This window comes from Vibrio sp. TBV020 (genome assembly GCF_046056895.1).
Taxonomy (GTDB): domain Bacteria; phylum Pseudomonadota; class Gammaproteobacteria; order Enterobacterales; family Vibrionaceae; genus Vibrio.
The window spans coordinates 1,453,784-1,479,601 of record NZ_JBEEAQ010000001.1 but is presented as its reverse complement, the minus strand read 5'-3'; the positions used below and the strand labels follow the sequence as shown (position 1 = coordinate 1,479,601).

The following is a 25,818-nucleotide window of genomic DNA, read 5'->3' as shown; positions in this document are numbered from 1 at the left end:
GAGCAAAGACTTACCAGACTACTGTGCGTAGTCTGGTTTTGATCTCAAGACAATTAAAGCTCCTGCGGGCTCGTCATCCGCTTTGATCATCGGGCTCACTTGTACTTCCATCCATTCCCAGCCGGTCATCTCACCAAACTTACGAATCTTAGAGATACCACTGTATTCACTGGCATTATGAATAGCTCGATAAAGCCAGTTGGCCGGGCTCGGTGTATCTTCAGACATATTAGCAATGAGAAACTCAAAGCTCTGACCATAGAGCTGAGTAGCCCCAATGTTGAGCCACTCTGTCGCCGCTGGGTTGCAGTAATCAATATTACCTTGATGATCAACCGTGAAAATAACGTCACTAATCGAGTACAAAAGCAACTGACTAAATTGATGCTGTTGATATAGGTTGTTGTATATACTACTGAACTTTTCACTCAGTTCACCAACTTCACCATTACCTGCATGCTTGAAGGGTTTGAGCTCTTCTGCAAGCTGCGAGCCATCAACTTGATTCAGCCAACGAATCAGTTCTTGTATCGGGCTAGTAATGTATCGGCGCAGCAGCAAGATCATCAATACTGGCATGATAAATAACGCAGCAACCGAAGGCATTAAATGAATAGCAAGATGTTTCCAGCCTTGTTTGTGATTCGCCGTAGATGCGCTGATGATAATTGGTAAACGAGGATGCCCTTTTTGACCTATTTGGTACTCACCTTTAATTACACTATCAGACGTTGTCTGTGTAATCGTATCTATCTCCCATAGATCTTTGGCAGAAAAGACAAAAAACTGTGTCTTATCCGAGATCGATAAAGCACTCACTTTGTGGCCAATCAACTCAGAGATATTCGTTTCTACACGTTTACTCACGTGTTTAAAAAAGATTAAGCGGCCATTAGGGGATGACGTGCCTAACGTGTTTTGGATTGGGGAGCTAGCGAACAAATAGGTGTTTTCGTTATGAAACAACACCCCTTTAAACAAGACATCATCTAATTCAATGTTAACTTGCTGGAGATGGGATTCTAGGGGGATAGTTTCATAACCTGTGATCTTTCCGTTTCTCAGGATCACTTCATTTTTTCCATTTAACAGCGCGACTGCCGTTAAATGTTGCTCTTCTATCGCTCTGATTGAAAAGTTTTCATCAACGAAATCTTGATTACGCGACGAAACAAAATCATACGTCGCATCCCATTTTGCGTAATCACGAACAGAAATACCTAGTTCATCCAGCTGATTACTGAGCAGTCTAAGCCCTAGAATAGCAACATCTTGGTTGGCTTCTTGAGCCTGTAGCTGCGCTTCGTGACGTTCCTTAAACAGGGACACCGCGGATATCACACCAAGAATAATCGTCGTTACAGCAAAGAAAATTACAACAAGTCGTTTTTCTGTAGAACCTAGCAAGCCGAGTATACCTTTCAGGTTAAGGAATACTCATTATATAGGACGAAGTACTATTAGTATGTTCTCTGAAGAACAATCCGATCAAAAAGGCCCTTTCATTTCAAAGGGCCTTAGTAAACTTATAGGTAAGTATGAGGACCAAATACCTCATAGTGGATACGCTCTCTTTCAACCCCTAAAGACTCAAGCTGCTTAACCACTGCTTCCATAAACCCTACCGGACCGCATAAATAGAAATCGCCATTGGCAAGAGGTAGCTCTTTGGCAACTAAGGTTACGTCCAACTGGCCTGAGAAATCTGCAGTGTTATCTGATAGATACCAAGAGAATGTTGGCCAATTTTTCGCTAGTGCAATTTCAGCTGACTCTTGCTTAAACGTATGTTGCGAAGCACTGTTGCAAGCATAAAGTACAGTCACATCACTTTTATCTTGCGCTGCCAATGTTTGCATCATCGCTTGCATTGGCGTTGCGCCAACACCTGCAGAAATAAGTACCACAGGCTGATGCTTCTCTTGGTAGAAGAAGTCACCGGCTGGCGGGTATAGGCTTACCATATCACCTTCGTGAACTTCATCGTGTAAGTGGTTTGAAACTAAACCTTTATGTTCACCAGTTTCGCGTTTAACCGAAATTCGATAATTCGCACCATTCGATTTTTGAGAAAGCGAGTACTGACGGATCTCGTTATTCTCACCAGAAGAAGGTTTTAATTCAATACCGATATATTGACCCGGTTGGTAATCCAATACCGCTTGACCATCTTCAGGAGTAAGCACAAAGCTAGTCACGAACTCAGACTCAACCTTCTTGCTTGAAACTACAAATGAGCGTGCGTTTGCCCATCCACCCACAGCTTGTCGGCGTTGTAAGTAAAGCTCGCCTTCACGATCGATAAAGATCTGAGCAAGGAACAAATAAGCAGCGGTCCATGCTTCTTCAACTTCTTGAGTAAATGCGTCGCTTGCTAACTCTCGTAAGGTCTCAATCAAATGATGACCTACAATTTGGTAATGCTCTGCTTGAATGTTAAAGCTAGTGTGTTTCTGAGCAATTCGTTCAACCGCTGACGTCAATGCCGCCAAGTTTTCAATATTTTTCGCATACGCAGCAATCGCTTCAAACAGAGCAACACCTTGGCGACCTGTTTTTTGATGCGTCATATTAAAGATGTCTTTAAGCTCAGGGTTATGAGAAAACATTCTTTGATAAAAATGTTGAGTTAAAGCTGGCCCTGCAGATTCTAATAATGGAATGGTGCTTTTAACGACTTCAATATGTTGATTGTTAAGCATTGAGACTTTCTCCTCAGTATTTTTTAATTATTCAATCCTACTACTGCAGGAACGGTGCCAACTTTAAAAACCTCGTAACCACTTGGTTTTTCGATAGTTACTTCTCATAAAACAGTCAATACGACTCACTAAAAACAAGTCACTTTGACACGTAAAATTTGAAATATCTCACCCAGTGTGTTTAATTCTAGTACAGAGTAATATTTCTCTATATGAATCAGAGACAACCATGCAAGATATTTCTATTTCCACCTTGATTGATATGACGATTGGTTTAGCTCGAGGCGACAATGACCAAGACCGTTTCAATAATCTACTCGACGCAATTCGCAAAGCAATTCAATGTGATTGCGTTGCCCTATTATCGCTTCAGGGTGACACACTCGTCCCACTCGCTCTTCAAGGGTTAACCCGAGATACGTTGGGTCGTAGATTCAAGATCTCCGAACACCCTAGGTTTGAACGCATTTGTGAATCCAAAAGTGCGGTTAGATTTGATTCCGACTCTGAATTACCAGACCCTTTTGATAACCTTCTGCTTGACTACGAGGGCGATCTGCCGATGCACTCTTGCATGGGTTTGCCGCTCTTCTATGCTGATAAGTTATTGGGTGTACTCACACTAGACAGTCTAACTCCTGGTGTATTTGAACAAATTCCGACTCGCAGCCTCGATGCTCTTTCCGCCATTGCAGCTTCTACACTAAAAGTTGCCCTCGCCGTTAGTCAGTTAGAGCAACAAGCCAAGCAAACTCAGCAAAAGCTCGAAGAGCTTAACGAAGAAGCTTGGGATAGAGATGGCAGTGAAATCATCGGTGATAGCACTGCAATGCAAGCGCTAAAAGCCGATATCGAAGTCGTTGCCCCTTCAAACTTCAATATACTCATTCATGGTGAGACCGGTGTAGGTAAAGAGCTCGTGGCGCGAAGCCTTCATCACCTATCCCCAAGAAAGAAGCAACCACTGGTCTATGTAAACTGTGCAGCCATCCCTGAAAACCTTGTTGAAAGCGAACTGTTCGGTCACGTTAAAGGAGCGTTTACTGGTGCGGACAAATCGCGCATGGGTAAGTTTGCCCTTGCCGACGGCGGTACGCTTTTCTTAGATGAAATCGGTGAATTACCACTTGCTGCACAAAGTAAGATTTTACGTGCTCTACAAAACAATGAAATTCAGCCCGTCGGACAAGACAAAGTAGAAACTATCGACGTGCGAGTGCTCGCAGCAACCAACCGAGATCTAAAAGAAGAAGTCTCTGAAGGTCGTTTCCGTTCAGACCTGTATCATCGCTTAAGTGTTTATCCAATTACGGTTCCTGCGCTGCGAGAAAGAAACGGAGACATCGTTTTATTAGCCGGTTATTTCCTCGAACAGGCTCGAAGAAAGTTAGGGATAGTACAAATCAAGCTTGGTAAAGAGGCGCGAATCGAGCTCTCTCGTTACAACTGGCCAGGCAACGTCCGTGAACTCGAACATGTGATAAATCGCGCCGCTCTAAAAGCACGAGCAAGAGGCCGTGGTGGTAAGCTCATTACGATTTCAGTTGAAGATATTGGTGAACTCGACTCTACGGCGGATTTGCCATTGCCGACAGAGAGCCTTTCGCCTAATACGTTGGCTGAAATTAACCCTTCTTTAGGGCTGCGCGAGTCCACAGAAGAGTACCAACGACAAATGATTATATCTGCGTTAAACGGTGCTGATTTCAATTGGGCTAAGGCTGCTCGTCAATTAAAGACTGATCGAGCTAATCTAACTCGACTCGCAAAACGCTTAGGTATTGAAGTAACTAAGAAGCATCAAATTAAGCTCGGTTGAGTTTAAGATTGATCACATCTCGGTTACAATGCGTAACGTAAAAGTCACCTTTAAATATAATAATAGGATTGTTATGAAGTTTATCCGCTGGTTCTTAGGGCGAGTTATCCTACTACTCAACTTTGTTTTTTCACCTCGTGGGGTAAAACGCACTGCTGAAGCTCAACAAACTGTCGACACAAAGGCTCAATCGCTTGCATTGTATCAATTCGAAGCTTGCCCTTTTTGCGTCAAAGTGCGCCGAGCAATGAAGCGCCAATCAGTTAAGTTCGATCTACGCGACGCGAAAAATGATCCAACTCACCGCTCAGAATTAGAAGCTGGTGGTGGCAAAGTAAAAGTACCTTGTCTAAGAATTGAAAAAGAAGGCAACGTTCAATGGATGTATGAGTCATCTGACATTGTTGCTTACTTGGAGAAAGAGTTCGCGTAATAGAAGGAGAGTCTATGTCCCATGTGCCACTAAATATTCCTCAAATTAAAGCCATTGTCTTTGATTTAGATAATACCCTAGTGAGCTCCGATATGGACTTTCTCTGGTTAAGAGAGCAAATTGGATGTCCGTTCAACCAAGATTTGCTCTCTTATATCGAAGACATTGACTGCAAAAAAACACAAGAGGATGCACACTCTCTTGTTCTACAACACGAACTGGAAGATGCGGCCAGCTCGAATCTGATGCCAGGGTGTCAATCCCTACTCAATTTTATCGAAGACAATAACCTTTTAACGGCAGTCATTACCCGCAACTGCGCTGAAGCGGCTCAAACTAAACTCTCACACAACAAAATTATCATTTCAGACGTAATCACTCGCGAGCATTTTCCGCCAAAACCTGCCCCCGACTCGTTATTATTCCTAGCCAACGAATGGCAACTCAAATCGAGTGAAATTCTGTATGTGGGCGATTACCTTTATGATTTACAAGCGGCATTCAATGCCGATATGCCCTCGTGTCTTGTTACACATGGCAACCACAGCCCATTTAGCAGTCACGCCTCGTTAGTTGTTGACCATTTAAGCGACTTAGAAGAAACCATCTCTAGACACTACTAGCCTAGGGTCTGTTTTCAGACTAGGTGAAGAATAAGTAACCTATGGTGATTTACCATACGGTATGTAAAAATATATTTGTAATCATTATTAATCAGTTAATGGGATAGGAAATGTCACAGACCAAAGTCCTCGTACTATACGCTCACCCGTCACCCGGACGCTCGGAAGTCAACCAACACCTGTTTAAAGCTGCTCAAAAGGTTGATGGCGTCACGGTAGTAGACCTTTATCATGAATATCCTACCTATCACATTAATATTGATATTGAACAACAGCGTCTGCGCGATCACGATGTTGTGATCTTTCAATTTCCTCTCTATTGGTATTCAACGCCAGCGATCTTGAAGGAATGGCAAGACCTTGTATTAGAATATGGGTTCGCTTATGGCAGCGAAGGTGATGAATTACACGGTAAAAAGTTCTTCTGTTCGCTCTCGGCGGGCGGTAAAGCTGACGCCTATCAAACCGACGGCTATAACCACTACACCATTCGTGAATTGTTGCACCCCCTAGAACAAATGGCGACGTTGACTGGGATGCAATATCTCGCTCCGTTTGCTCTATTTGGTGCAAGAACCGCGCAAGAAGATGGGCGTGTCGGCACTCATATTCAGAATTGGAAAAAACTGCTTACTGCACTCGTCTCCGATAACTTCGATTACGAGAAAGCCAGTAACGCAGAAAAACTCAATCACTATGTAGACACATTAACGAACGAGGCACAGGCATGACCGGTTATTTCCTGCAAGCTTTCATTTACCTAGCTGCTGCCGTTATTGCAGTCCCAATAGCCAAACGCTTAGGCTTGGGATCTGTTCTAGGCTACCTTATCGCTGGTGTGGTCATCGGTCCAATCATTGGCCTAGTTGGTGAAGAGACCACCACAATTCAACACTTTGCCGAGTTTGGTGTTGTAATGATGCTATTTTTGGTTGGTTTAGAACTTGAACCTAAAATGCTATGGGCGATGCGTAATCGTCTGATCGGACTTGGGGGGCTCCAAGTCGGAGGTACGGCTGCGGTCGTAATGGCAATTGCGCTCTATTTTGAACAACCTTGGACTATCGCACTCGCGATCGGTTTGATCTTCGCCCTCTCTTCAACAGCGATTGTGCTCCAGACGTTCAATGAAAAGGGCCTAAATAAAACAGAGGGCGGACAAAACGCCTTCTCTGTGCTGTTGTTCCAAGATATTGCCGTTATTCCAATGCTGGCATTCATTCCGCTACTAGCATTACCTGAGCTGGTTGAGCAAGCACAATCAGCAGTATCCGCCGCATCAGATCACCACGAAGAACTAAGCTTAGTTGCAGGTTTACCTGGCTGGGCTTATGGCTTAGTGATCATCGCTTCGATCATAGGTCTAGTTGTGGGTGGTCACTACTTAAGTCGACCTCTTTTCCGATTTGTGGCAAGTTCAGGACTTCGTGAAATATTCACGGCAACTGCACTGATGTTAGTCGTCGGTATTGCCGCTCTAATGAGTTTAGTTGGCCTATCTCCTGCGCTGGGCACATTCCTAGCAGGTGTTGTGCTTGCCAACAGTGAATTCCGCCACGAGCTAGAATCCAACATCGACCCGTTTAAAGGTCTACTACTCGGTCTATTCTTTATAACTGTAGGGGCAGGCATTAACTTTGGTATTCTATTTGATGACTTTGCATTAATCATCGGTCTGACTCTTGGTGTCATGCTTCTCAAAGCTGGTGTCCTGTATCTCCTTGCTTTGATTTTCAGAATTAAAAACAGCAACCGTTGGTTGTTCACCTTAAGTTTGGCGCAAGCAGGTGAGTTTGGCTTCGTATTACTTAGCTTCACAGTGCAAAACCATGTTATCCCACAAGGCATTGCGCAGACACTGTCACTGGTCGTAGCTCTGTCTATGTTCCTAACTCCAGGCCTATTCATCCTTTTCGATAAAGTAATTTTGCCGAAATTCGAGCAGCAATCGAACGAGCGAGAGGCGGACACTATCGAAGAAAAAGGTACTGTTATTATCGCTGGTATCGGACGATTTGGTCAGATTGCAAACCGTTTACTGGTGGCTAATGGTGTCCATACCGTGGTTCTTGATCAGCAAGCCGCGCAAGTAGACGTTGTTCGAAAAATCAATACTAAGGCTTACTTTGGCGATGCGAGCCGCCCTGATCTTTTGCATACCGCTGGGATCGAAGAAGCTTCGATGATTGTAATCGCTATTGATAACCGCGATACCTGTGTAGAACTAACCAAATACGTAAAACACACATATCCACATGTGAAAGTTCTCGCTCGTGCTTTTGACCGCGGACATGGCTACCTTCTTCGCCAAGCGGGGGCTGATATAGTCGAGCTTGAAACCTACCATTCGGCACTAGAACTTGGCTCACATGCGATGCGATTGCTGGGTTATCACCCATTCCAAGTAGAACAGCAAAAAGCCGCTTATAAACGTGTAGAAGACAAGAAGTCTGACTTACTTTATAAGGCGTGGGAAGACGATTCGGAAGGGGAACGTTTTGACAATAACTACCGCAAGCTGTTTATGCACCTTGAAGAGCACATCAAATTGGCCATGAAAGCTGACCGCTCTGATCGACATGAAGGTGGAGAACGAGGATGGACGCCCCCACCGAAAGGCTACGCTGACAATTTTGATGACGAATAACTCTTTCGCGTGAATCTATCGCCCTACCCTTGAAAACTGGGCGATTGACTACATGTATGAGAAACACTAATAAACCGAGGTACTTTAGATCGTTTAGGCGTTGCAATTACCGCCCTATCGTTCGAGCCTCGGTTTTACTTTAACCTGACGAAAAACCTAACAAATTCATCAATATGACATCAAAAATACAAGATTCATCCCCATCGCTGGGCAAACAGCTTTATCAAATGACTTGGCCAATGCTTTTTGGTGTGCTTTCTTTAATGAGCTTCCAATTGGTAGACAGTGCTTTCATTGGTCAGCTAGGAATCTTACCGCTCGCTGCACAAGGTTTTACCCTGCCTATACAAATGGTCATCATCGGTATTCAAGTGGGGCTTGGTATTGCAACAACTGCCGTAATTGCCAGAGCAATTGGTGCTGACCAACAACGCTATGCCAAACAGCTCGGTGGATTAGTCATCGCTATGGGCAGCATCGGTGTCGCACTCTTTTCTGTTCTTATTTACCTAGCCAGAGAGCCGCTTCTTTTATTGTTGAGTGCTCCGGAATCTGTCTTTCCTATCATCGACTCATATTGGATCTATTGGCTTATCAGTTCATGGACAGGCGCGGTGCTTTACTTTCTGTACAGCGTTTGTAGAGCCAACGGGAATACCATGTTACCAGGTACGATGATGATGGTAACCAGCGCATTAAACCTTGTCCTTGACCCAATCTTTATTTTTACTTTGGATATGGGAATTAATGGTGCAGCTGTTGCAACAATTGTTTCGTTTGGTTTAGGTATTGTCTTTGTCGCACCGAAAGTGACTCGAAAACACTGGATGAGTTTCGACTGGAATGACTTAAACGTCACCAAGAGCGTACGCTCAATAGGCAACATTATGGGACCAGCAATGATCAGTCAGTTACTTCCCCCACTATCTTCAATGCTAGCAACTAAACTACTAGCAGGTTATGGTACTGCTGCCGTTGCTGCTTGGGCGCTTGGTTCTAGATATGAGTTTTTTGCGATTGTTTCAGTATTAGCATTAACCATGTCAATGCCACCTATGGTTGGTAAGCTCCTCGGAGCCAATAATCTTAATGACATTCGCAAGCTGGTGCTCATTGCGGCAAAATTTGTACTGGGTTTCCAATTGGTAATTGCAATTGTCACTTGGTTAACCTCTGATTGGCTTTCATTATTGATGACCAGTGAGTCTGAAGTAGAAAGCATTTTAAACTATCACCTCATGATCGTTCCGTTTAGCTTAGGTCCGCTAGGTATTTGTATGTTGATGGTTTCAATCAACAATGCTCTAGGTAAATCGTACACAGCACTTACCATCTCAGCACTAAGACTGTTTGCTTTCTTCTTACCATGTTTGTGGGTCGGCTCGCTTTTAGGTGGTATCGAAGGCTTGTTTTGGGGTGCTTTCGTCGGGAATATTTTTGCTGGCCTGTGTGCATGGGCAATGTATCAACGAGCACTCAATCAAATCGAAGCAAAGATGCAACAAATTTAATACGAAACCTTTTGCAATTTCGAGTTCGCAACGATAGTCTAAAAATTCATCTATTTAGGAATAGTTATGACTGTTACGTTTACCTACCTTTGGCTCCTACTTCTTAATGCCTGTAGCCGGTAGGTAACACTGTGCCTGGCTACGAGACACGTAGCCAGACTTACTATCTCGTAGCCTCCCATACTCAAAAGGATACGAGACGAATGACAGACCAAACTCAAACCGCCCCACCACACTCTTCATCAGCCGCTCAGATTGGTATTTTGATGGCGCTTGCAGGCTGCGTCCTATTCTCCGTCAAACCAATATTTATCAAGATCGCCTACCAATATGGTGGAGATGCAACTTCCATCATGACGCTAAGAGCCTTCAGTTCACTGCCGTTTTATTTGCTGTTCTTTATATACCTGTGCCGTGGCAAAGAAAATCGCCTTAAAGTTAAAACCCACGGTTTAAAGGCGGCCGCAATTGGTGTGATGGGTTACTATCTAGCTAGTTTTTTAGATATCGCGTCATTAGCACATATCTCCGCTCAACTTGAACGTTTATTGATCTTTCTATTTCCAACGTTTGTTGTCCTAATAAGTTGGTGCTTGTACGCCCATAAACCCAATCGCACCGTGATTTTGTCTACACTACTTGGCTATGCAGGAATCGGTTTTATTGTCTTTCATGACTTCAGCACGTTTGGCTCAGCGGTCGTATCAGGTAGCTTCCTTGCTATCACTTCGGCGTTGGTCTTCGCCTTCTACTTAGTTTGGAGCAAGCCATTAATCAGTCACCTTGGCAGCTCATTGTTTACCAGTATAGGAATGGGGAGTGCTGGCCTAGCAATACTTGTCCATCTATCATTGAGCAACACTTCACCAGCCGATTGGAGCGCGGAGCTAGTCATTATTGGTGTGTTACTTGGTATATTTTGTACCGTACTTCCGTCATACCTAATGGCAGCAGCAATGGCGCGTTTGACTCCTACAACACTGAGTCTTAGTAATAATATAGGTCCCGCTATAACAGCGGTATTTGCAGTCATTGTATTAGATGAGTTGTTTACCATTTGGCACGCCATCGGCATGATCCTAGTTGTCACTTCAGTTTACACACTCAATAAAAAGCGTTAGTTGAAAATAGCACGCTAAGTAATTCACATCATTCGGCTTTATTGACTAAGAAGTTCAGATTACTGAGGTGATCTCAGCCCAATAAAGTCGTATGATTCAGCTTATCAATTTTTTATACACTTTCATCATGACCACCAAAACACACCACCCTATTCAAGGGGCTAGCTGGATGCTAACCGCTGGTCTCGCTTTTGCTATCGTCAACAGCCTTGCCCAAATCGCTAGCATTAACTTTGGACTATCCTCTACCACTGTTGCACTTATTCAATACGCCATTGCTTTGGTGGTCATCCTTCCATATTTGAAAACGCTAGGGATTCGTCAATCTTTACGTACCCAAAACCTTGGTCTTCATATATTCCGAGTGTTCTTATCTGTTATCGGTATTCAATTATGGCTATGGGCACTCGCTTACCCAGTTCCTATCTGGCAGGGTATTGCATTGCTTATGACCTCTCCTCTCTTTGCAACTGTTGGTTCGGGGTTATTTTTGAAGGAAAAAGTCGGCGTTGCTCGATGGGCTGCTACGCTGTCAGGCTTTGTCGGTGCGATGATCATCCTAGAACCATGGTCTGACGATTTCAGTTGGGCAACTCTCCTACCTGTAGGGGCTGCATTCTTCTGGGCATGCTATTCGTTGATGGTTAAGAAGCTCTCTTCTGACGATTCGCCATCGACTATGGTGGTTTACCTACTTGTATTGATCACTCCTTTCAACATTTTACTTGCTCTGCCTGATTGGCAAATGCCAAGTGGTGGAACAATTTGGCTTGTTCTTTTTGCAGCAGGAGCAATGACAGCACTAGCTCAGTGGGCTATCGTAAAAGCATATGCGGTTGCAGACGCCTCTTTTGTACAGCCATTTGATCACGCTAAATTGCCGTTGAACGTACTTGCTGGCTGGGTAGTATTTAGTTGGGTTCCGCCGGGTAGATTATGGCTTGGAGCCGCGATCATTATTGCTTCTGTGGCGTTCATTACCCGCTGGGAAACAAAAAAATCGAAATAGCTGAAAGATATGTCATCTTATGCCGTTCTAATTAGTCATAGGCATTTAAGGAGAGCAATCTATGACAAGTCCAATAAAACTAACACTGTACAAATGGGCTGGTAGTTGGGGACCATTTAAGGTCAACATTCCATGTGGCGAATGTACCCTAACCAAAGATATCTTAAGTGATACGTTTGAAAACGAATTGGCAGGAATTCCAGTTGAATTGGAAGTAAAGGATTGGCTATCTCATTGGTGGGAACCTCTAAAAGTTGGGGCTTGGCATGCTCCTATACTAATGGTTGAAGGCAAAGTTATTAGCCAAGGCGAAGCTCTGAATCGTGGTGTTTTAGTCCAATCTGTTATTCAAGAGTGGACCAAGCGTGATACGCTCAAAGGCAATATTGTTTATGGCAAAGCGACTTGCCCATATTGCGTCAAAGCGAAAAAGATTTTGGATGAAGCAGGCATCGATTACGAGTACTACGATGTCGTAAAAGACAGTGCAGCACTTTATCGAATGATCCCTGAGGTTAAAGCGATTATTGGTGAGAAAACACCTGTTACCGTTCCTCAGATCTGGCTAGATGGTCATTATATCGGTGGTGCCGACAACCTAAGTGCATGGATTGAAGAAAAGGGGCTTAGCTCTGTTCCAGACAATGTTGTGTCACTTTAACACTTTCAAAGTACAAAAAAAGCCCTGCTGATAACAGCAGGGCTTTTTACCAAACTCGTCATGGTGGACGAGGTTAGAAATTCCATTTCACTTGGGCGATTACTTTGCCAGTTTCTTCATCATTCGTTTGATAAAAGAAGCTTTCTTCGCCTTAGGCTTACCGTAAAGAGCTTCATGCATAGCTTGTTTTGCGATCATTTGACCGATGTATGCATTGCCTAATTCGTGATTCATGATTGTCTCCTAAATACAGGAGCGTGATTTTAATCACATTACAACCAAAAACAAGAACTAAATCACACTAATTAAGCACGTTTCGGCTGAGTGTAAGTTTTGCCAGCAGCTTGATATGTGTCTTTACGTTTAACATCAAACATCACGTCAAAGAACCAAGCAACAAAACGAATGACATCTTCACCTTCATCCATCACGTGCTCAACAAACTCTTGTTCTTCGCCTTGTTCATTTTCTTGCACTGTCACGTGATAAACACGCTTAGCACCATCCACTTCTGCCAGCGCAAACTGCCCCGCTAACGATTGAGCTGCTTCAGCTACTTCACTATCTTCAGATGCTTTTAATAGCTCTAGCGCCTGAGGTAAGTTTTCTTTTTCGCATAGCGACTTAACTAAAGTCTCGAACTCTTTGTGTTCCATCGTACTTGTCTCGATATATCAATTTGCGGGCATTGTACCCTCAACTCACTATCAAGCAAACTCTTGCTGTACTGAGCCAAGTTTTTTCGAAACAATCAGAACATAGGCCATTGTTGAAGCTGCCATCAAATAAAAGACTCCCATAGCCACTTGGCTTTGTACCCAATATTCAACTAAATAGCCGCCAAATAAGCCCGCTAAACACATTTGAACTGAGCCTGATAGTGCTGACACGGACCCAGCTCTTCGCTTGTGAGGCTCGAGCAACATACTGATAGAGAGTGGGAATGAAATACCTTGCGCGATTGTCAGCCATGTGAACGCCCAAACGAGGTTAAACAAAGAAACAGGTGTGGCCACCAGCCAAATGCCAGCGAGCACCATAATCGAAATCGCCAGTGCCATCAGTTGACGGGTAGAAAAGTAACGATTGAGAATATTCAAGGCTAAGCTACCTACCATCAAACCTGCCGATGGAATGATCATGACAGAACCGTACTCTGCTGCTGTTAAACCTAAGTTTTGTTGCAAAATAAACGGCATCACCGACAGAGAAACCAGACTGGCTAAGTAACTCACCCAATTATAGCTAGCGCTTGAGATAACTTGCTTGTTAGTGATTAGTTCCCCATAGCCTTTGATCACATCTCGTAAGCTAAAACGTGACTTCCCATAACTCATGGTTTCTGGCAGCACAAAATAGCCGAGCGTAAAAATGGCTACCAGGTACAATAATACAAAGATGAATACCGCTTCCCAGCCAAGGTAGAATGAAATCCACCCCCCTAGTACTGGGGCCACAATAGGCATAATGGACGCTGTGACAGAAATATAGGATAACGCTTTAGTTAACTGTGCACCTTCATAGCTATCTCTTAGGACGCTTCGTCCTAATACAGAAGCACTCCCCGCCCCTAAACCTTGTAATAGTCGTCCGAGAGTCAGTATGGTTAGATTATCTGCATACGCGACACAAATTACCGTCCCCACCAGATAAACGCCTTGCCCCACTATAAATACCGGCCGTCTACCAATCGCATCTGAAAGTGGACCATAGAAGAGTTGAGATGCACCAAAGCCAACCAGAAAAAGAGTCACTAAAAGTTGTATGTCAGCTTGGCTAGCTTGCAACGCTTCACTGATCATCGGTAATGCTGGAAGGTAAATACTCACACCAACCTGACCTGTCGCAATGATCATCATAGCTAGCAAAATGGGTGTTTTTTTCATGGCGACTCCTTACTCGAACATCAGTAAATCCAGTTTATATTCTTCCCCAATGAATGATAATATGGATAAATGGAAAGTGATTAATTCCCAACAAGAAATAATAAGGCAGGATTATGGATTGGATTCAAAGCGTCCAGAGTTATATTCGTGTAGTTGATGAAGGTAGCTTCAATGGAGCTGCTCGAAAGCTGAATACAACCAGTTCTGCCATCAGCAAACGCATCCACTGGCTTGAAGAGCGTATTGGTGCACAGCTTTTAAAACGCACTACTCGTTCTGTCACACAAACTGAAGCCGGTGCACTCTTCTATGAACGGGCAAAGGTACAACTAGATGGTTGGCAATCCATCGTTGATGAAACACGCTCAGTATCTGAAACTCCCGTTGGTTTGCTGAAAATCGGGGCGACACTCGCCGTCGGATCTAAGTTTCTTGTTCAATACCTCAACGACTTTTTGCAAATGTACCCAGACATTCGTATTCAGTTGATCACAACCACGCCGGGCCAATTACCTGAGCTCAGCCTCGATCTATTTATTAGCCGTGAAATAGAACAGCTCAACTCCTTGAGCTTTAAAGCCACACCACTCTTTGAGCACAAAGCGGGGTTTTACGCCTCACCTGAATACATAGCGCAACATGGCGAGCCTCAAATAGCTAAAGAGCTAACCCAGCACAATATGCTCGTTTGGGGCGAAAGGACTCAACGAGAGATCACACTAACCAATGGACAAAAGCTCTCGCTCAGTGGTAATTTTGCCACCACTAACCCAGAGGCTTTGTACTACGCAGCTAAAAGTGGAATGGGAATATTGCTTTCCAATGATGTAATGATCAAAGAAGAGCTGAGAATTGGTTCACTTAAGCGAATACTACCAAGCATTACTGCGGACGAAGCGCTTGTTTATGCTTACTACCCGAAACTCGATTACCAACACACCCGTACTAAGCTATTCCTTGACTACCTAAAGACGCGTTTATCGAAAGAGCAATAACCGAAAATGCTTACCAGAGACCTAACCGATGTAATTAGTTTTCATTAAAGTTTGCAAATCTATGCATCCGATACCATATTTAGACTGTAACCCGACCGATAAATAAGTGGCATAAGTCGCAATAATAGTGAGTTACTCGTTATGGCTAGGACATCTTCTGTATCAGATTCGCTAAGTGTAGGAATACTTAGCGAGACATTAAGCTTAGATGGTCATGAACTGCTAAACAAAGCGACCTACGAGCTACATAAACACACTGACTCTTTGTGCACCTGCGTCATAGAGTTCGATCAATTCACTCCCAAATCGGTTTTGCTTGCCTCTGCGAGTGACCTAAAACTGCATCGCAATCACTGCACCGCTCCTTTAACACGGAGTACATGGGCGTTTGTCACTCAATCTAACCAAGACTATACCGTTTGCCCAAAGCAGGCCTACTCTAAGCACCCTGGTGAACAATTTATCTTTGATAATAACGTTGAGTCTTATATTGCTGTTTCCCTGAAGGCTCAAAACGGTGAAGTGCTCGGTATCCTACTTTCGACATTCAACACAGAGCTAACTTTATCGGACCAAGAACAATTGATAGAAAGCCACAAATTGTTCGCAAATATCGTCACTCATAACCTCCGAGCTAAGTGGTTATCGGCTCGCTCAGAAACGTTAGTCGATCAGCTCAGCTACGAGGTTTCTCATGACAACCTTACCGGTTTGCTTAATCGCAGCTTTTTATCCGATAAGATTGAACGACTCAATGAAATGAATATCGACTCTTTTACGCTGGCCTACATCGATATTGATAATTTTAAGTCCATTAATGATCTTTACGGTAATTACATCGGGGATCAGATCATTAAGTTTGTTGCCAATACGATTAAACTCGCTATTAAAGACAAACACTTAGCATTTCGAATTGCAGGAGACGAATTTGCCTTCATCACCTTAACGGGTGACCCTTTTGAAGTCTGTCATACCATCATTAAGAACCTAGAAAAAGGCTATCAAGACCCAGCTCATAACATTAAATTTAGTATTAGCATTGGTCTAGCAAAAAGCGCAGGGCCTAACGTTAGCGCTGACCAAATTATACTTAACTCAAGCTTGGCACTAAAAGACTGCAAGCAATCTCGTCACATTAACGTGCAATGCTATGACACCCACCTAAGTGCACAGTACTATCGCCGTGCGTTAATCATTGATGCACTAAGAAATGAACTCGCACAAGAATCGATAAGTGATCGAGAGATTTATGTAGTCGCTCAGCCCATAGTAGAGAGAAACAATCGCAATTGGGACTACTATGAAATTTTAGCGCGCTGGCAAAGTAAAGCGCTTGGGCCAATTTCACCTCTAGAGTTCATTGAAGCCGCTGAGCAGTCTGGCTTAATCGTAGAATTTGGCGAACGCATTGTTGAGCTAGCTTGTAAAGCTAAAGTCGCATTAGAGAAAGGGTTAGGCCATAAAGTTAAGCTCGGAATCAACTGTTCAGCTCATGAGCTCAACAATTCAGAACGCTATCTTCAACACTTATTGAGTACGATTCAGGCCTATAATTTCACCCCACAAGAGTTCACTATCGAGCTCACCGAAACCGTACTACTGTCGCAAACGGACGAGGTTAAAAACATTCTCACGAAGTTGCGTCTGCTTGGCTTTACCGTAGCGCTTGATGATTTTGGAACAGGCTATTCTAGTCTCAATTACATCCACAGTTACCCAATAGACTGCATTAAGATTGATGCGACCTTTATCAATAATATGCTTAGTAATGAAACCGCAGAACGCGTTGTATGGCTTATCGTTCAACTGGCTAAGCAGTTAGAGGTTAAGCTGATTGCTGAAGGCGTAGAAAACCAAGAAGCGCTAGAGAAATTATACGCGATGGGGTGTAACTTTATTCAGGGTTACTACTTTTCTCGACCAGAAACACCTGAACAACTGATTAGTCATTGTTATGAGCGATTGGAGCAACAGCAAGTTTCGAACGGTTAGCTAAACACCATTTCACTTGCTATTGCACAATTAGAATGGAACTTCGACCTGCATCATTACATCGCCATCACGTTCGTCATGCCAGCGGTAATCGACTCTCATGCGAGGCTGCCCCGTATTCATGTCGCCAAAACCAAGGCTAAGTTGCAAACCATGGCTTTTAATCCATTGCTCAGTATCCATACTAGATAGCTGGTCTTCGAGTTCACTAGGAACCCAAACGCCAACACCAATATAATTGGAAGCTAAGCTCTTACTTAGGATCGGGTTACTGTCGTTGTTTAGCAACCACTCAGACCAATATGCAGAATAGTCGGTTGAGTCATCAACCATATATTCACTAATTGAATCTATAGATTTTGCTGTATAACCAATGCCATCGAGAATTGAAAAGCAGACACCTTGCTGCCCTAACATTACCGATTGAGAAGTGGAGTCCCTGCCATACATCTCACACGCATTTGAAACAGAAGACAGTAATAACGTCCCCCATATCAATCCGTATTTTGACATTCACACCTCTTATATATCGTACATCAAACCATTTAATAATACTCTTTTTCGGCAAGTTTGCGACATACTTTAGGAGTTGTGAGGTCAGAAATTTCCTTTTTATCAATTAAGGCATTACGAATATCCGTACTACGGACTTTCACTTTTTCGGGGCAGCTTAACACCGACCATCGCTCTAGAATTTCTTCTGCTTTGTAAAACTTTGAAAAGTTGAACAAATTGTCTGGCCCCATCACAAATGTCAGTTCGCAGCCTGGGTAACGTGACGCTAATTCCTCTAAAACTGAATATGTTGTCACGCTGCTATTTGGCCGATGAAGATCCTCTTCGACAGTGGAGCGTTCAACGTTAGAGGCGTCTAGGTCTTCGATGAAAGCATCAACAAGTTCACAGCGAATAGAGTAATCAAGCATCTGTTTTCCCCAAGCGTGAGCAATACTCGGCAGGAGTAACACCTTATCAAAGTGACTAAGCGACTCAATAACACTCTTGTGCCCAAGGCTTGGTGGGTTAAAGGCACTACCAAATACGGCGATTTTACTCATTATTATTCTTCACTATTTAGGGAAAACCGTGATCACAGTTTTCTAATTTGTTGATTGAGGTATGATATAGCGATGTGACTTTAACACGTTCACTTCAGGAATTAGAACTTAAGCTGAGGTAGACCTGTTAAAGTCACAAGTTTGACATCGAATTTTAAACCAATTTGCTTGCAGGAAGGAAACATAATGGAACAGCTGATTCGCGACGAGATGCGCGTTTTGCCATCAATTGACCCTCATTTTGAAATTACCCGTCGCGTCGACTTTATTAAGCGCAAACTACAAGAATCGGGGTGTAAATCTCTTGTACTTGGTATCAGCGGTGGTGTTGATTCAACAACATGTGGACGCTTAGCACAGCTTGCTGTTAATGAGCTAAACGAAGAGAATAGCGGTGAGTACCAGTTTATTGCTGTGCGCCTACCATATGGTGAACAAAAAGATGAAGACGAGGCGCAGCTAGCACTTCAATTTATCCAACCTTCTCACTCTGTATCAGTCAATATCAAAGCAGGTGTTGACGGACTGCATACGGCGAGTCATATCGCGCTAGAAGGAACAGGCCTACTCCCTGAAGATAGCGCTAAAGTTGATTTCATTAAAGGTAATGTAAAAGCCCGCGCTCGCATGGTGGCTCAATATGAAATCGCTGGTTATGTGGGCGGTTTGGTAATTGGTACTGACCATTCTGCAGAAAACATTACTGGCTTTTACACCAAATTTGGTGATGGTGCTTGTGATATGGCTCCGCTGTTTGGCTTGAGCAAGCGTCAGGTCCGTGAGCTTGCTGCAACCCTAGGCGCGCCTGAACAATTAGTTAAGAAAGTGCCGACTGCCGATCTTGAAGAGCTTGACCCTCAAAAAGCCGACGAAGATGCGTTAAACCTCACCTACGAGCAAATTGATGACTTCCTAGAAGGTAAAGAAGTTTCTCAAGAGGTTTCAGATCGCTTAGTACATATCTACAAAGTAACTCAGCACAAACGTCAGCCAATCCCTACAATATACGACTAACATTATATTCTTAATATAGGCTCTATCCATTCGATAGAGCCTCTTATAAATTCGCTTATCATTTCAGCTATCTTTTCGCTAAAAATAGTGACCAACGTACACCTAAGCCGTCACGCTCTTACCAAATATTGACCAAACCGACTAGCTAGTCTGACAGTTTTTCACTACACTGTGTCGATAATAAGTTCTCGACCCTTTTAAAATAGGCTCGTATTTTTCGCCTATTCTTCTTCGCCCTTTGTATGTCGACGTTAATTTAGTGTATAAAAATATGGAACAAGATAAATTTACTAATATTTATCGATTACCTACTGCTGTGCAGATTCGAATCGGTAAATGGCAACAGACCTTTAACGGTACCTCTGATCTTGTCATGCACCAAGCAATCGATGTGAGAAACAAACAGTATCGTAAACCGGACTTCTTTCCGAGTGGCTGGAGCGTACAACTTTTCGATAGAGAAGATATATCTATTACTAATCATGGTAAGTATATTCAGACAGCGATGAGAACAATGCTCGATCGTAAGGTTTCATACAAACGTATCTATCTATCACGTTTACCATTAGATGTTGCTGAGCCTGGCCTTATTGCATTTAAACAAGAGTGGATATCGAAACACAACCGTGTAGCTCGTAAATACAATCAAATTAAGAAAAAACAATTTATCCGCTTCGCAATGGAAGAAGTTGAAACACTTTACCCTTCCATTCCTAAAAGTGAATTTGACGTGCAGTTGTGGAATAAGCTGGTGGTTTCTGAGTTAGGTAACCCGAAGAAGTTCGATAACCCATACTTTGTAAAAAAAGCCAAAGTTTAATAGCGCTTAAACCGGCGTTAGAAGTTTAGATGCTCCCATACCAACCTAGCTATCTTACAGTTCAGGTTGGTATTGAGCACCATTAGTATTTATCTAATATTTCCTGATACCGACTGTTCCCATTTTCATCCTCTTGTTTAAGCATATCTAGACCCTTTTGTAGCTTCTCGGCTACTTCTTTGTCTGTATCACGATTGACAGCAAAATAAACAAGGCCCTCTCTAACAAGATAAACAGGTTCAAACAGTTCTGGGTCAACTCCTGCCTTACGAGCCCACCAATATGCAGCTCTTTCGGAATAGACAAGAAGATCAATTCGTTTCTTCATTAGCTGCTCAGCAAGTACAGTGACATAAGATGCCTCTTGCATGGCATCTCTTGGTATGCCGAGGGAAAGTAAACTCTGTTCACCGATGTCATCGCGAATAACACCAATTCTATAGTTCGCCATTTCGAGAGGATCATTGATTTTAATATTGGCGTCTTTACGAGCCAATACCACCACTTTTATATCCGTGATAGGGCCAACCCAAGTAAATAATTCCTCACGATGAGCAGAACGAGTGGTGGTGAATAGAATCGAGTTCTTATGTGTGAGTACCGTACGATACGATCTTGCCCATGGTTGTAACGTCATTTGCGATAGCGTTATAGGCTCTCCCACCAACGCGCTAGCTTCCATTAAAATATCAACGCTATAACCACTAATTTTATCATTGGCCACATAATTAGCAGGAGGGTAGCTTTCAGTATAAAAAGAGAGCTCTCTCAGATCGTTACTAGCACTACTATAAGTTGAAAAGACAGCAAAGTAAGTGAGTAGTATAACCCCTACCTTGCGTGCAGAAATTAGTCGGTTCACAAGATTCCCTCCTTGGCTACCGTCTAACCTTAAAGTTAGTCCAGACTGGCCAAGTTCTAAAGGGAGCAGTGCAATTATATTAGTCCGTTACGGCTTAACGCTCGTCTAACACTGGAACACATTTTTCCAAATCGACGTATTTCATCGAATTGCGGTTCAATGCCTCGGTCTAACGCAGACTCCCAATAGCTTAAATCTGAATCGACCATTTCGAGTAACTTTTTAGGGCAACCAACACAATTACCTTTACTGCCACAAACAAATGTTTCCGGCTCATATAAAGGTAGCGTTGCCTTCACTTGCTCGATGATGTCACGCATGGCTGTAGTTCGGTCTGGTTTTCTTGCAGTAGTCACTTTCATAGCCCAGGAAATAGCGAGGTCGGGATTATAGATCTCGCGACCTTTTTGCCAATACCCATAAAGTATGAGTGTGTATTATTTACGCTTTTATACGCTTTAGATTGCTAAATGAAGGAGCTTTGGTTACAAGGAACACGGCAAACGCTGCGAAAACAAACCCAACGACGCCATAAGCATCAAACGACTCACCGAACATTATCCAAGCTTGAATTGCCGTTGTAGGTGGTACTAAATAGAAAACGGAAGCCACACTAGAAGCTGCCCCTTGTTTCACCATATACAAGAGCAATAGAACGGCAATACAAGATAGAACCACAACTAGCCAAATCAACGTTAGTATAAATGGCATACTCCATTGGACTTCCATCGTTTCAAAGGTCGCTGCGAAAGGTAAAAACAATAACCCTGCAGCAAAGTACTGTACTGTCGCACTGCCGACCATATCGATATCGTGACAATACTTCTTCTGATAAAGCGTACCAAAGGTAATCCCCAATAAAGCCAAAAGACAGATCATAATGGCAGCAAACTGATGCTGCTCCGATTGCCACTCAGTTTTTCCCATTAGAACTAAACTGATCCCCATAAATCCAAGGGCTAAGCCAAACCATTGTGACGGCTTAAAGCTATGCTGAGTACAGATAACCAACACTACTGCAGTCAATATTGGTTGTAAGCCCACTAGCAACGAACTAAGGCCCGCGGGCATTCCTAAGTGTATCCCCATGTAAGTCCCGCCGAGGTAAAAGCCATGGATTAACACCCCAACGACTGCGCTATGAACTAACCCCATACCACGAGGTAGTCGGCGGCCAAGGCACAACAAAATAACGACGAATAAAGCGACATTTGCAGTCATTCGAATGGTAAGTAGCGTCGCAGGCTCAGCATACTGTAAGCCATACCTCGCACCAACGAAGCCAGAAGCCCAGAGAATTACAAAAATAAATGGGACATAGCGAATAAACATAAAATCTCCTCTGGCTTTATTCCGTGTAATACCGTTAATGTAATAGGCACAGAAAATACGAAAAGACACAGATTAGATATATTTGTTGGGTACAGATAAATGAACGTGAATAATAAGTATCTGATGGTCGAAGAGTACATTAAGCATCAGATTGATTCAGGGCTGCTCGTTAACCAGGATAAATTGCCATCAATTCGTGGCTTGAGTGACGCGCTTTCTCTCAGTAAAAATACCGTTATTCGTGCTTATCAAGAATTGGAAGCACAAGGTATTATTTACGCTGTACCTAAGTCAGGTTATCGTGTCAATCGGCGGGAAGAAACATTAAAGTCACCTTCTCAGCCCAATCAAGTTGATTTACTCTCGGTCTGTAAAGAGATCCTCACTTATTCTTCAGACAAAGAGCTGTTAGCTACTGGGTCTGCGCACCCGAATATCGACACTCCGATAATCAAGAGCCTTTATGCTGAAATCGGGCGACACAGCCGCCGACAAGCAAATGTACCCAGTCACTACCAATTGCCTCCAGGTAATCAACGTCTGATCAAACACCTTAGTAAAATTAGCCAAGATTTAGGAGTCAGTGTCACGCCGAGTCAAATTGCTGTAACGCATGGCGCTCAACAAGCGATTAGCTTGGCACTAAGAGCCATCACCAAGCCGGGAGATATCGTCGCCGTTGAATCCCCCTGTTACTTCGGCAACCTGTTGTTAATGGAATCACTTGGGTTAAAAGTGGTAGAGATCCCAAGTTGTCCTCGAACCGGAATAGAGCCCAAAGCATTGCAAGAAGCCTTGAAACAGTGGGATATCAGCGCTGTGCTAGTGACACCTAACTTCACTAATCCTACCGGCGCGCGAATGCCGCTAGATAAAAGAATTGAACTGCTTAAACTGGCACCCTCCATACCCATTATTGAAGATGATGTCTTTGGAGCTCTTGCTTTTGATAAGGGCTTACCACCACTGAAAGCTCTTGATGAGTATGACCGCGTCATTTACGTCAATTCGCTCTCAAAAATGCTCGACTCTCGCCTTCGGATTGGTTGGATCATTGCGGGAAGGTACCAAGCCAAAGTAGAAAAGTTTTTGCTCTGCGACAGTATGGGAAGCTTGAACTTAATGCAGTCAGCAGTGGCGGACTTCTTAGGAACAGGTAAATATCGCCAACACGTGCAAAAAATGCGTCGTTACTATCAATCGAATCTTAAGCTTTTCCACCACGAATTGACCGCGGCCCTTAACCGCTACCCAAGCCTTAATGGACAGTATCAAGCTATCTTGCCACAAGGATCATTTTTGCTTTGGCTGACCTTGCCAGTACAGGTCGATAGTGAAAAGATTTATCAACTCGCCAAACCTTATGGCATCAACATTTTGCCAGGAACAATATTTGATACCAGCGGTCAGTTTCGTCAATGTATACGCTTTAGCTGTTCGAACTTCTTATCTAATGACGAATGGAAACAAGGGGTTGTAAAACTGGCTTCTTTTATCCATAGTCAATTAACCTCTAGTAACACATGGAAGAATTCATGAGCAAATTACCATCAGAAACTGATGTTCTTACCTTCTGGTTTGAAGAACTTGAGCCAAAGGACTGGTTTGTCAGTAGTGAGGATGTAGATCAAACGATTGTTGCTCGGTTTAGCAACCTTCTAGACAGTGCAACTCAATGTGAACTGTCTTCTTGGCGTACTTCAGCGAAAGGGCGCCTTGCAGAAATCATCGTTCTCGATCAGTTTTCACGTAACATCCACCGAAATACACCTAAGGCATTTTCACAGGATCCGCTTGCGCTGGGGCTTGCACAAGAGGCTATTGCTCTTGGCTTAGACAAAGAATTGAGTACCATTGAGCAGAGCTTTCTCTACATGCCATTTATGCACAGTGAATCGAGGACCATTCACTTGAAAGCCGTTGAGCTATTTAACAAACCAGGCTTAGAAAACAATTATGAGTTTGAGCTCAAACACAAAGTCATTGTAGATCGCTTTGGTCGTTACCCTCATCGAAATGACATTTTAGGCAGAGAGAGTAGCGCTGAAGAGGTAGAGTTTTTGACTCAGCCAAGCTCTAGCTTCTAGCAAAGTCTGGTTCACCATACTCAAAGCGCTCACAAGGTTATTTGTGGGCGCTTTCTGTATGCATACTAGTAACTGCGACTCACAAACTCTACTTCATTAACTTCATGAAGCTTATTGGTGTAAGAAGCAAGTGTGTACATCACATTAGCCAGCAAGTTGGCATAGCGAAATAAGATAGGATTTGGTGATTTCTTACCTGAATGTTCTACTGCTACCAAGGCTCGCACTATTTTTTTAGCTTGAGTTCGGCACAAATGAAGTTCTGCTGAAATCGGGTGACCACCAGGAAGAACAAAGCCTCGAAATCCACCATCTAACTTATCTCTCAGCACATTGTAATCATCGTAGAGCTCTTTTAACTGCTCTTCATCAATAGCGATTTTACCACGTACCGAGCCATTCAAATGATAGACATTAGGTTGTACACGACTCAAGATATCTCGGCTCAATTCATCTAGCTCCAGAGTAAGAACTAAACCAATGCGGCTACATAGCTCATCAGCTGCGATTTCAAAATCGCACACTGGGCTATCTTCATAGATAAATGGGTAACAGATTTCTCCGTGATCTTTGCTTACTGGTCGCATCACTATCCCTAACATCAAACTACTTGTAAAAATAAAGGAGCCACCAGGGCCCCTTTTACTCTCCATTAGATTACATAGAAACAACGGTAATCTAAATAGAATTCAATCATTAAGCGTTAGAAACTTTCTTATGACCTTCTTGAAGATGCACAAAGTCAACTAAGTCATCGCCCGAGACTTGGTATGCTTGGCCAAACCCTTTAACAAACAGTCCTTGCTCTGGTTTAAGGTTGAACAATACAAAGTCTTGAAGTTGACTTAGTCCATCAATGATTTCACCAAAACGCTCTGATAGCTGAGCAACAACTTGCTGCCACTGTTCAGAATCACGGTCAACAACAGAAGCTACCGCATCAAAGGTTAAGCGCTTACGAGCAAACAGCTGTTTTGATGTATCTTCATCTTCAATCATCATGATTGACACACTTGGGTTCGCCTGAAGGTTGCGCGCATGGCGAGCAATCTCAGAAATAAGGATAAAGTACCCTTCTTGATTTTGAACATACGGTGCGTAACTAACATTTGGGCGACCATTTTCGTCGACTGTCGCTAACTGAAGTGTACGGCGTTCTTGGCGAAACTCTTTGATCTCTGGGCCCAGACGTCCTTGCAGTCGCTCTTGTTTTACTTGTTGATCCATTTGAATACTCCTGACTTCT

27 protein-coding genes are annotated in these 25,818 nt (G+C 43.3%); 15 read left to right on the top strand and 12 right to left on the bottom strand.

Annotated features, from left to right (window positions below; all coding sequences use genetic code 11):
- Positions 1–18 precede the first annotated feature (18 nt).
- Both AAFX28_RS06400 and hmpA read right to left on the bottom strand, forming a co-directional pair.
- Positions 19–1,407, bottom strand: a complete 1,389-nt coding sequence (locus AAFX28_RS06400) for a CHASE4 domain-containing protein (protein ID WP_408686633.1) — start codon at positions 1,405–1,407, stop codon at positions 19–21.
- Positions 1,408–1,526: 119 nt separating this feature from the next.
- A complete protein-coding gene (gene hmpA, locus AAFX28_RS06395; RefSeq protein ID WP_408686632.1) occupies positions 1,527–2,702 on the bottom strand; it encodes an NO-inducible flavohemoprotein in 1,176 nt (391 codons plus the stop codon).
- A gap of 229 nt (positions 2,703–2,931) precedes the next feature.
- Here hmpA and norR point away from each other — a divergent pair, with 229 nt between their 5' ends.
- The 9 genes from norR (at position 2,932) to AAFX28_RS06350 (ending at position 12,526) form a co-directional block, all read left to right on the top strand.
- A complete protein-coding gene (norR, locus tag AAFX28_RS06390; protein WP_408686631.1) occupies positions 2,932–4,521 on the top strand; it encodes a nitric oxide reductase transcriptional regulator NorR in 1,590 nt (529 codons plus the stop codon).
- Between the two features lie 73 nt (positions 4,522–4,594).
- Positions 4,595–4,954 carry a glutaredoxin family protein gene (locus AAFX28_RS06385; RefSeq protein WP_408686630.1) on the top strand — a complete coding sequence of 120 codons (360 nt, stop codon included), beginning with the start codon at positions 4,595–4,597 and terminating at the stop codon, positions 4,952–4,954.
- Between the two features lie 14 nt (positions 4,955–4,968).
- Positions 4,969–5,577 carry an HAD family hydrolase gene (locus AAFX28_RS06380; RefSeq protein ID WP_408686629.1) on the top strand — a complete coding sequence of 203 codons (609 nt, stop codon included), beginning with the start codon at positions 4,969–4,971 and terminating at the stop codon, positions 5,575–5,577.
- Between the two features lie 110 nt (positions 5,578–5,687).
- Complete coding sequence (locus tag AAFX28_RS06375; protein ID WP_408686628.1) at positions 5,688–6,308, top strand: NAD(P)H-dependent oxidoreductase; 621 nt, start codon at positions 5,688–5,690, stop codon at positions 6,306–6,308.
- Positions 6,305–8,224 (top strand): monovalent cation:proton antiporter-2 (CPA2) family protein, encoded by a 1,920-nt coding sequence (locus tag AAFX28_RS06370; RefSeq protein WP_408686627.1) that lies wholly within the window; start codon positions 6,305–6,307, stop codon positions 8,222–8,224. The genes AAFX28_RS06375 and AAFX28_RS06370 overlap by 4 nt, the downstream gene beginning before the upstream one ends.
- A gap of 173 nt (positions 8,225–8,397) precedes the next feature.
- Positions 8,398–9,735, top strand: coding sequence for an MATE family efflux transporter (locus AAFX28_RS06365; RefSeq protein WP_408686626.1), 1,338 nt, complete (start codon positions 8,398–8,400; stop codon positions 9,733–9,735).
- 203 nt (positions 9,736–9,938) lie between these two features.
- Positions 9,939–10,856 (top strand): DMT family transporter, encoded by a 918-nt coding sequence (locus tag AAFX28_RS06360; protein ID WP_408686625.1) that lies wholly within the window; start codon positions 9,939–9,941, stop codon positions 10,854–10,856.
- A gap of 127 nt (positions 10,857–10,983) precedes the next feature.
- Positions 10,984–11,865, top strand: a complete 882-nt coding sequence (locus AAFX28_RS06355) for a DMT family transporter (protein ID WP_408686624.1) — start codon at positions 10,984–10,986, stop codon at positions 11,863–11,865.
- Positions 11,866–11,926: 61 nt separating this feature from the next.
- The gene (locus AAFX28_RS06350; protein ID WP_408686623.1) at positions 11,927–12,526 is read left to right on the top strand and encodes a glutaredoxin domain-containing protein; all 600 of its coding nucleotides are present in this window, start codon (positions 11,927–11,929) and stop codon (positions 12,524–12,526) included.
- Between the two features lie 99 nt (positions 12,527–12,625).
- Here the strand turns inward: AAFX28_RS06350 and AAFX28_RS06345 are convergent, their stop codons facing one another.
- From AAFX28_RS06345 to AAFX28_RS06335, 3 genes are all read right to left on the bottom strand, one after another.
- A complete protein-coding gene (locus tag AAFX28_RS06345; RefSeq protein ID WP_004412174.1) occupies positions 12,626–12,760 on the bottom strand; it encodes a hypothetical protein in 135 nt (44 codons plus the stop codon).
- A 71-nt stretch (positions 12,761–12,831) separates the two neighbouring features.
- A complete protein-coding gene (locus AAFX28_RS06340; RefSeq protein ID WP_408686622.1) occupies positions 12,832–13,182 on the bottom strand; it encodes a hypothetical protein in 351 nt (116 codons plus the stop codon).
- A gap of 51 nt (positions 13,183–13,233) precedes the next feature.
- Positions 13,234–14,412 (bottom strand): multidrug effflux MFS transporter, encoded by a 1,179-nt coding sequence (locus AAFX28_RS06335; RefSeq protein ID WP_408686621.1) that lies wholly within the window; start codon positions 14,410–14,412, stop codon positions 13,234–13,236.
- 113 nt (positions 14,413–14,525) lie between these two features.
- Here AAFX28_RS06335 and AAFX28_RS06330 point away from each other — a divergent pair, with 113 nt between their 5' ends.
- Entirely contained in the window at positions 14,526–15,407 is an 882-nt protein-coding gene (locus tag AAFX28_RS06330) for a LysR family transcriptional regulator (RefSeq protein ID WP_408686620.1), read from the top strand.
- Positions 15,408–15,548: 141 nt separating this feature from the next.
- Complete coding sequence (locus tag AAFX28_RS06325) at positions 15,549–17,399, top strand: putative bifunctional diguanylate cyclase/phosphodiesterase (protein WP_408686619.1); 1,851 nt, start codon at positions 15,549–15,551, stop codon at positions 17,397–17,399.
- Between the two features lie 30 nt (positions 17,400–17,429).
- Here the strand turns inward: AAFX28_RS06325 and AAFX28_RS06320 are convergent, their stop codons facing one another.
- Positions 17,430–17,912, bottom strand: a complete 483-nt coding sequence (locus AAFX28_RS06320; protein WP_408686618.1) for a hypothetical protein — start codon at positions 17,910–17,912, stop codon at positions 17,430–17,432.
- A gap of 32 nt (positions 17,913–17,944) precedes the next feature.
- On the bottom strand, positions 17,945–18,457 hold the full coding sequence (locus tag AAFX28_RS06315; RefSeq protein ID WP_408686617.1) for a nicotinate-nicotinamide nucleotide adenylyltransferase: 513 nt from the start codon (positions 18,455–18,457) through the stop codon (positions 17,945–17,947).
- Positions 18,458–18,643: 186 nt separating this feature from the next.
- Between AAFX28_RS06315 and nadE the strand changes: the two genes are divergently transcribed.
- Together nadE and AAFX28_RS06305 are read left to right on the top strand one after the other, a co-directional pair.
- Positions 18,644–19,471, top strand: a complete 828-nt coding sequence (gene nadE, locus AAFX28_RS06310; protein WP_408686616.1) for an ammonia-dependent NAD(+) synthetase — start codon at positions 18,644–18,646, stop codon at positions 19,469–19,471.
- A 271-nt stretch (positions 19,472–19,742) separates the two neighbouring features.
- Positions 19,743–20,291, top strand: a complete 549-nt coding sequence (locus AAFX28_RS06305; RefSeq protein WP_408686615.1) for a hypothetical protein — start codon at positions 19,743–19,745, stop codon at positions 20,289–20,291.
- Between the two features lie 82 nt (positions 20,292–20,373).
- Here the strand turns inward: AAFX28_RS06305 and AAFX28_RS06300 are convergent, their stop codons facing one another.
- The 3 genes from AAFX28_RS06300 to AAFX28_RS06290 form a co-directional block, all read right to left on the bottom strand.
- Complete coding sequence (locus AAFX28_RS06300; protein WP_408686828.1) at positions 20,374–21,117, bottom strand: substrate-binding periplasmic protein; 744 nt, start codon at positions 21,115–21,117, stop codon at positions 20,374–20,376.
- Positions 21,118–21,227: 110 nt separating this feature from the next.
- Positions 21,228–21,515: a hypothetical protein gene (locus AAFX28_RS06295; protein WP_408686614.1), complete on the bottom strand. Its 288-nt coding sequence runs from the start codon at positions 21,513–21,515 to the stop codon at positions 21,228–21,230.
- A 79-nt stretch (positions 21,516–21,594) separates the two neighbouring features.
- Positions 21,595–22,485, bottom strand: coding sequence for a DMT family transporter (locus tag AAFX28_RS06290; RefSeq protein ID WP_408686613.1), 891 nt, complete (start codon positions 22,483–22,485; stop codon positions 21,595–21,597).
- Positions 22,486–22,584: 99 nt separating this feature from the next.
- Here AAFX28_RS06290 and AAFX28_RS06285 point away from each other — a divergent pair, with 99 nt between their 5' ends.
- Together AAFX28_RS06285 and AAFX28_RS06280 are read left to right on the top strand one after the other, a co-directional pair.
- A complete protein-coding gene (locus AAFX28_RS06285) occupies positions 22,585–24,024 on the top strand; it encodes a PLP-dependent aminotransferase family protein (protein ID WP_408686612.1) in 1,440 nt (479 codons plus the stop codon).
- Positions 24,021–24,572, top strand: a complete 552-nt coding sequence (locus AAFX28_RS06280) for a DUF924 family protein (RefSeq protein WP_408686611.1) — start codon at positions 24,021–24,023, stop codon at positions 24,570–24,572. Before AAFX28_RS06285 ends, AAFX28_RS06280 begins: the two co-directional genes overlap by 4 nt.
- A gap of 65 nt (positions 24,573–24,637) precedes the next feature.
- Here AAFX28_RS06280 and AAFX28_RS06275 read toward each other — a convergent pair whose 3' ends face one another.
- Complete coding sequence (locus AAFX28_RS06275; RefSeq protein WP_408686610.1) at positions 24,638–25,159, bottom strand: ATP:cob(I)alamin adenosyltransferase; 522 nt, start codon at positions 25,157–25,159, stop codon at positions 24,638–24,640.
- A gap of 109 nt (positions 25,160–25,268) precedes the next feature.
- Positions 25,269–25,799: a heme utilization protein HutZ gene (gene hutZ / locus AAFX28_RS06270; protein WP_408686609.1), complete on the bottom strand. Its 531-nt coding sequence runs from the start codon at positions 25,797–25,799 to the stop codon at positions 25,269–25,271.
- Between the last annotated feature and the right edge of the window lie 19 nt (positions 25,800–25,818).

Bases quoted from the DNA above. Each gene is read 5' to 3' on its own strand.
- norR (WP_408686631.1), top strand. From the start codon at position 2,932: ATGCAAGATATTTCTATTTCCACCTTGATTGATATGACGATTGGTTTA.
- AAFX28_RS06325 (WP_408686619.1), top strand. From the start codon at position 15,549: ATGGCTAGGACATCTTCTGTATCAGATTCGCTAAGTGTAGGAATACTT.
- nadE (WP_408686616.1), top strand. From the start codon at position 18,644: ATGGAACAGCTGATTCGCGACGAGATGCGCGTTTTGCCATCAATTGAC.
- AAFX28_RS06370 (WP_408686627.1), top strand. From the start codon at position 6,305: ATGACCGGTTATTTCCTGCAAGCTTTCATTTACCTAGCTGCTGCCGTT.
- AAFX28_RS06335 (WP_408686621.1), bottom strand. From the start codon at position 14,412: ATGAAAAAAACACCCATTTTGCTAGCTATGATGATCATTGCGACAGGT.
- hmpA (WP_408686632.1), bottom strand. From the start codon at position 2,702: ATGCTTAACAATCAACATATTGAAGTCGTTAAAAGCACCATTCCATTA.
- AAFX28_RS06365 (WP_408686626.1), top strand. From the start codon at position 8,398: ATGACATCAAAAATACAAGATTCATCCCCATCGCTGGGCAAACAGCTT.
- AAFX28_RS06275 (WP_408686610.1), bottom strand. From the start codon at position 25,159: ATGCGACCAGTAAGCAAAGATCACGGAGAAATCTGTTACCCATTTATC.
- AAFX28_RS06360 (WP_408686625.1), top strand. From the start codon at position 9,939: ATGACAGACCAAACTCAAACCGCCCCACCACACTCTTCATCAGCCGCT.
- AAFX28_RS06385 (WP_408686630.1), top strand. From the start codon at position 4,595: ATGAAGTTTATCCGCTGGTTCTTAGGGCGAGTTATCCTACTACTCAAC.
- AAFX28_RS06315 (WP_408686617.1), bottom strand. From the start codon at position 18,457: ATGAGTAAAATCGCCGTATTTGGTAGTGCCTTTAACCCACCAAGCCTT.
- AAFX28_RS06355 (WP_408686624.1), top strand. From the start codon at position 10,984: ATGACCACCAAAACACACCACCCTATTCAAGGGGCTAGCTGGATGCTA.
- AAFX28_RS06345 (WP_004412174.1), bottom strand. From the start codon at position 12,760: ATGAATCACGAATTAGGCAATGCATACATCGGTCAAATGATCGCAAAA.
- AAFX28_RS06375 (WP_408686628.1), top strand. From the start codon at position 5,688: ATGTCACAGACCAAAGTCCTCGTACTATACGCTCACCCGTCACCCGGA.
- AAFX28_RS06380 (WP_408686629.1), top strand. From the start codon at position 4,969: ATGTCCCATGTGCCACTAAATATTCCTCAAATTAAAGCCATTGTCTTT.
- AAFX28_RS06280 (WP_408686611.1), top strand. From the start codon at position 24,021: ATGAGCAAATTACCATCAGAAACTGATGTTCTTACCTTCTGGTTTGAA.
- AAFX28_RS06295 (WP_408686614.1), bottom strand. From the start codon at position 21,515: ATGAAAGTGACTACTGCAAGAAAACCAGACCGAACTACAGCCATGCGT.
- AAFX28_RS06330 (WP_408686620.1), top strand. From the start codon at position 14,526: ATGGATTGGATTCAAAGCGTCCAGAGTTATATTCGTGTAGTTGATGAA.
- hutZ (WP_408686609.1), bottom strand. From the start codon at position 25,799: ATGGATCAACAAGTAAAACAAGAGCGACTGCAAGGACGTCTGGGCCCA.
- AAFX28_RS06320 (WP_408686618.1), bottom strand. From the start codon at position 17,912: ATGTCAAAATACGGATTGATATGGGGGACGTTATTACTGTCTTCTGTT.
- AAFX28_RS06285 (WP_408686612.1), top strand. From the start codon at position 22,585: ATGAACGTGAATAATAAGTATCTGATGGTCGAAGAGTACATTAAGCAT.
- AAFX28_RS06290 (WP_408686613.1), bottom strand. From the start codon at position 22,485: ATGTTTATTCGCTATGTCCCATTTATTTTTGTAATTCTCTGGGCTTCT.
- AAFX28_RS06350 (WP_408686623.1), top strand. From the start codon at position 11,927: ATGACAAGTCCAATAAAACTAACACTGTACAAATGGGCTGGTAGTTGG.
- AAFX28_RS06305 (WP_408686615.1), top strand. From the start codon at position 19,743: ATGGAACAAGATAAATTTACTAATATTTATCGATTACCTACTGCTGTG.
- AAFX28_RS06340 (WP_408686622.1), bottom strand. From the start codon at position 13,182: ATGGAACACAAAGAGTTCGAGACTTTAGTTAAGTCGCTATGCGAAAAA.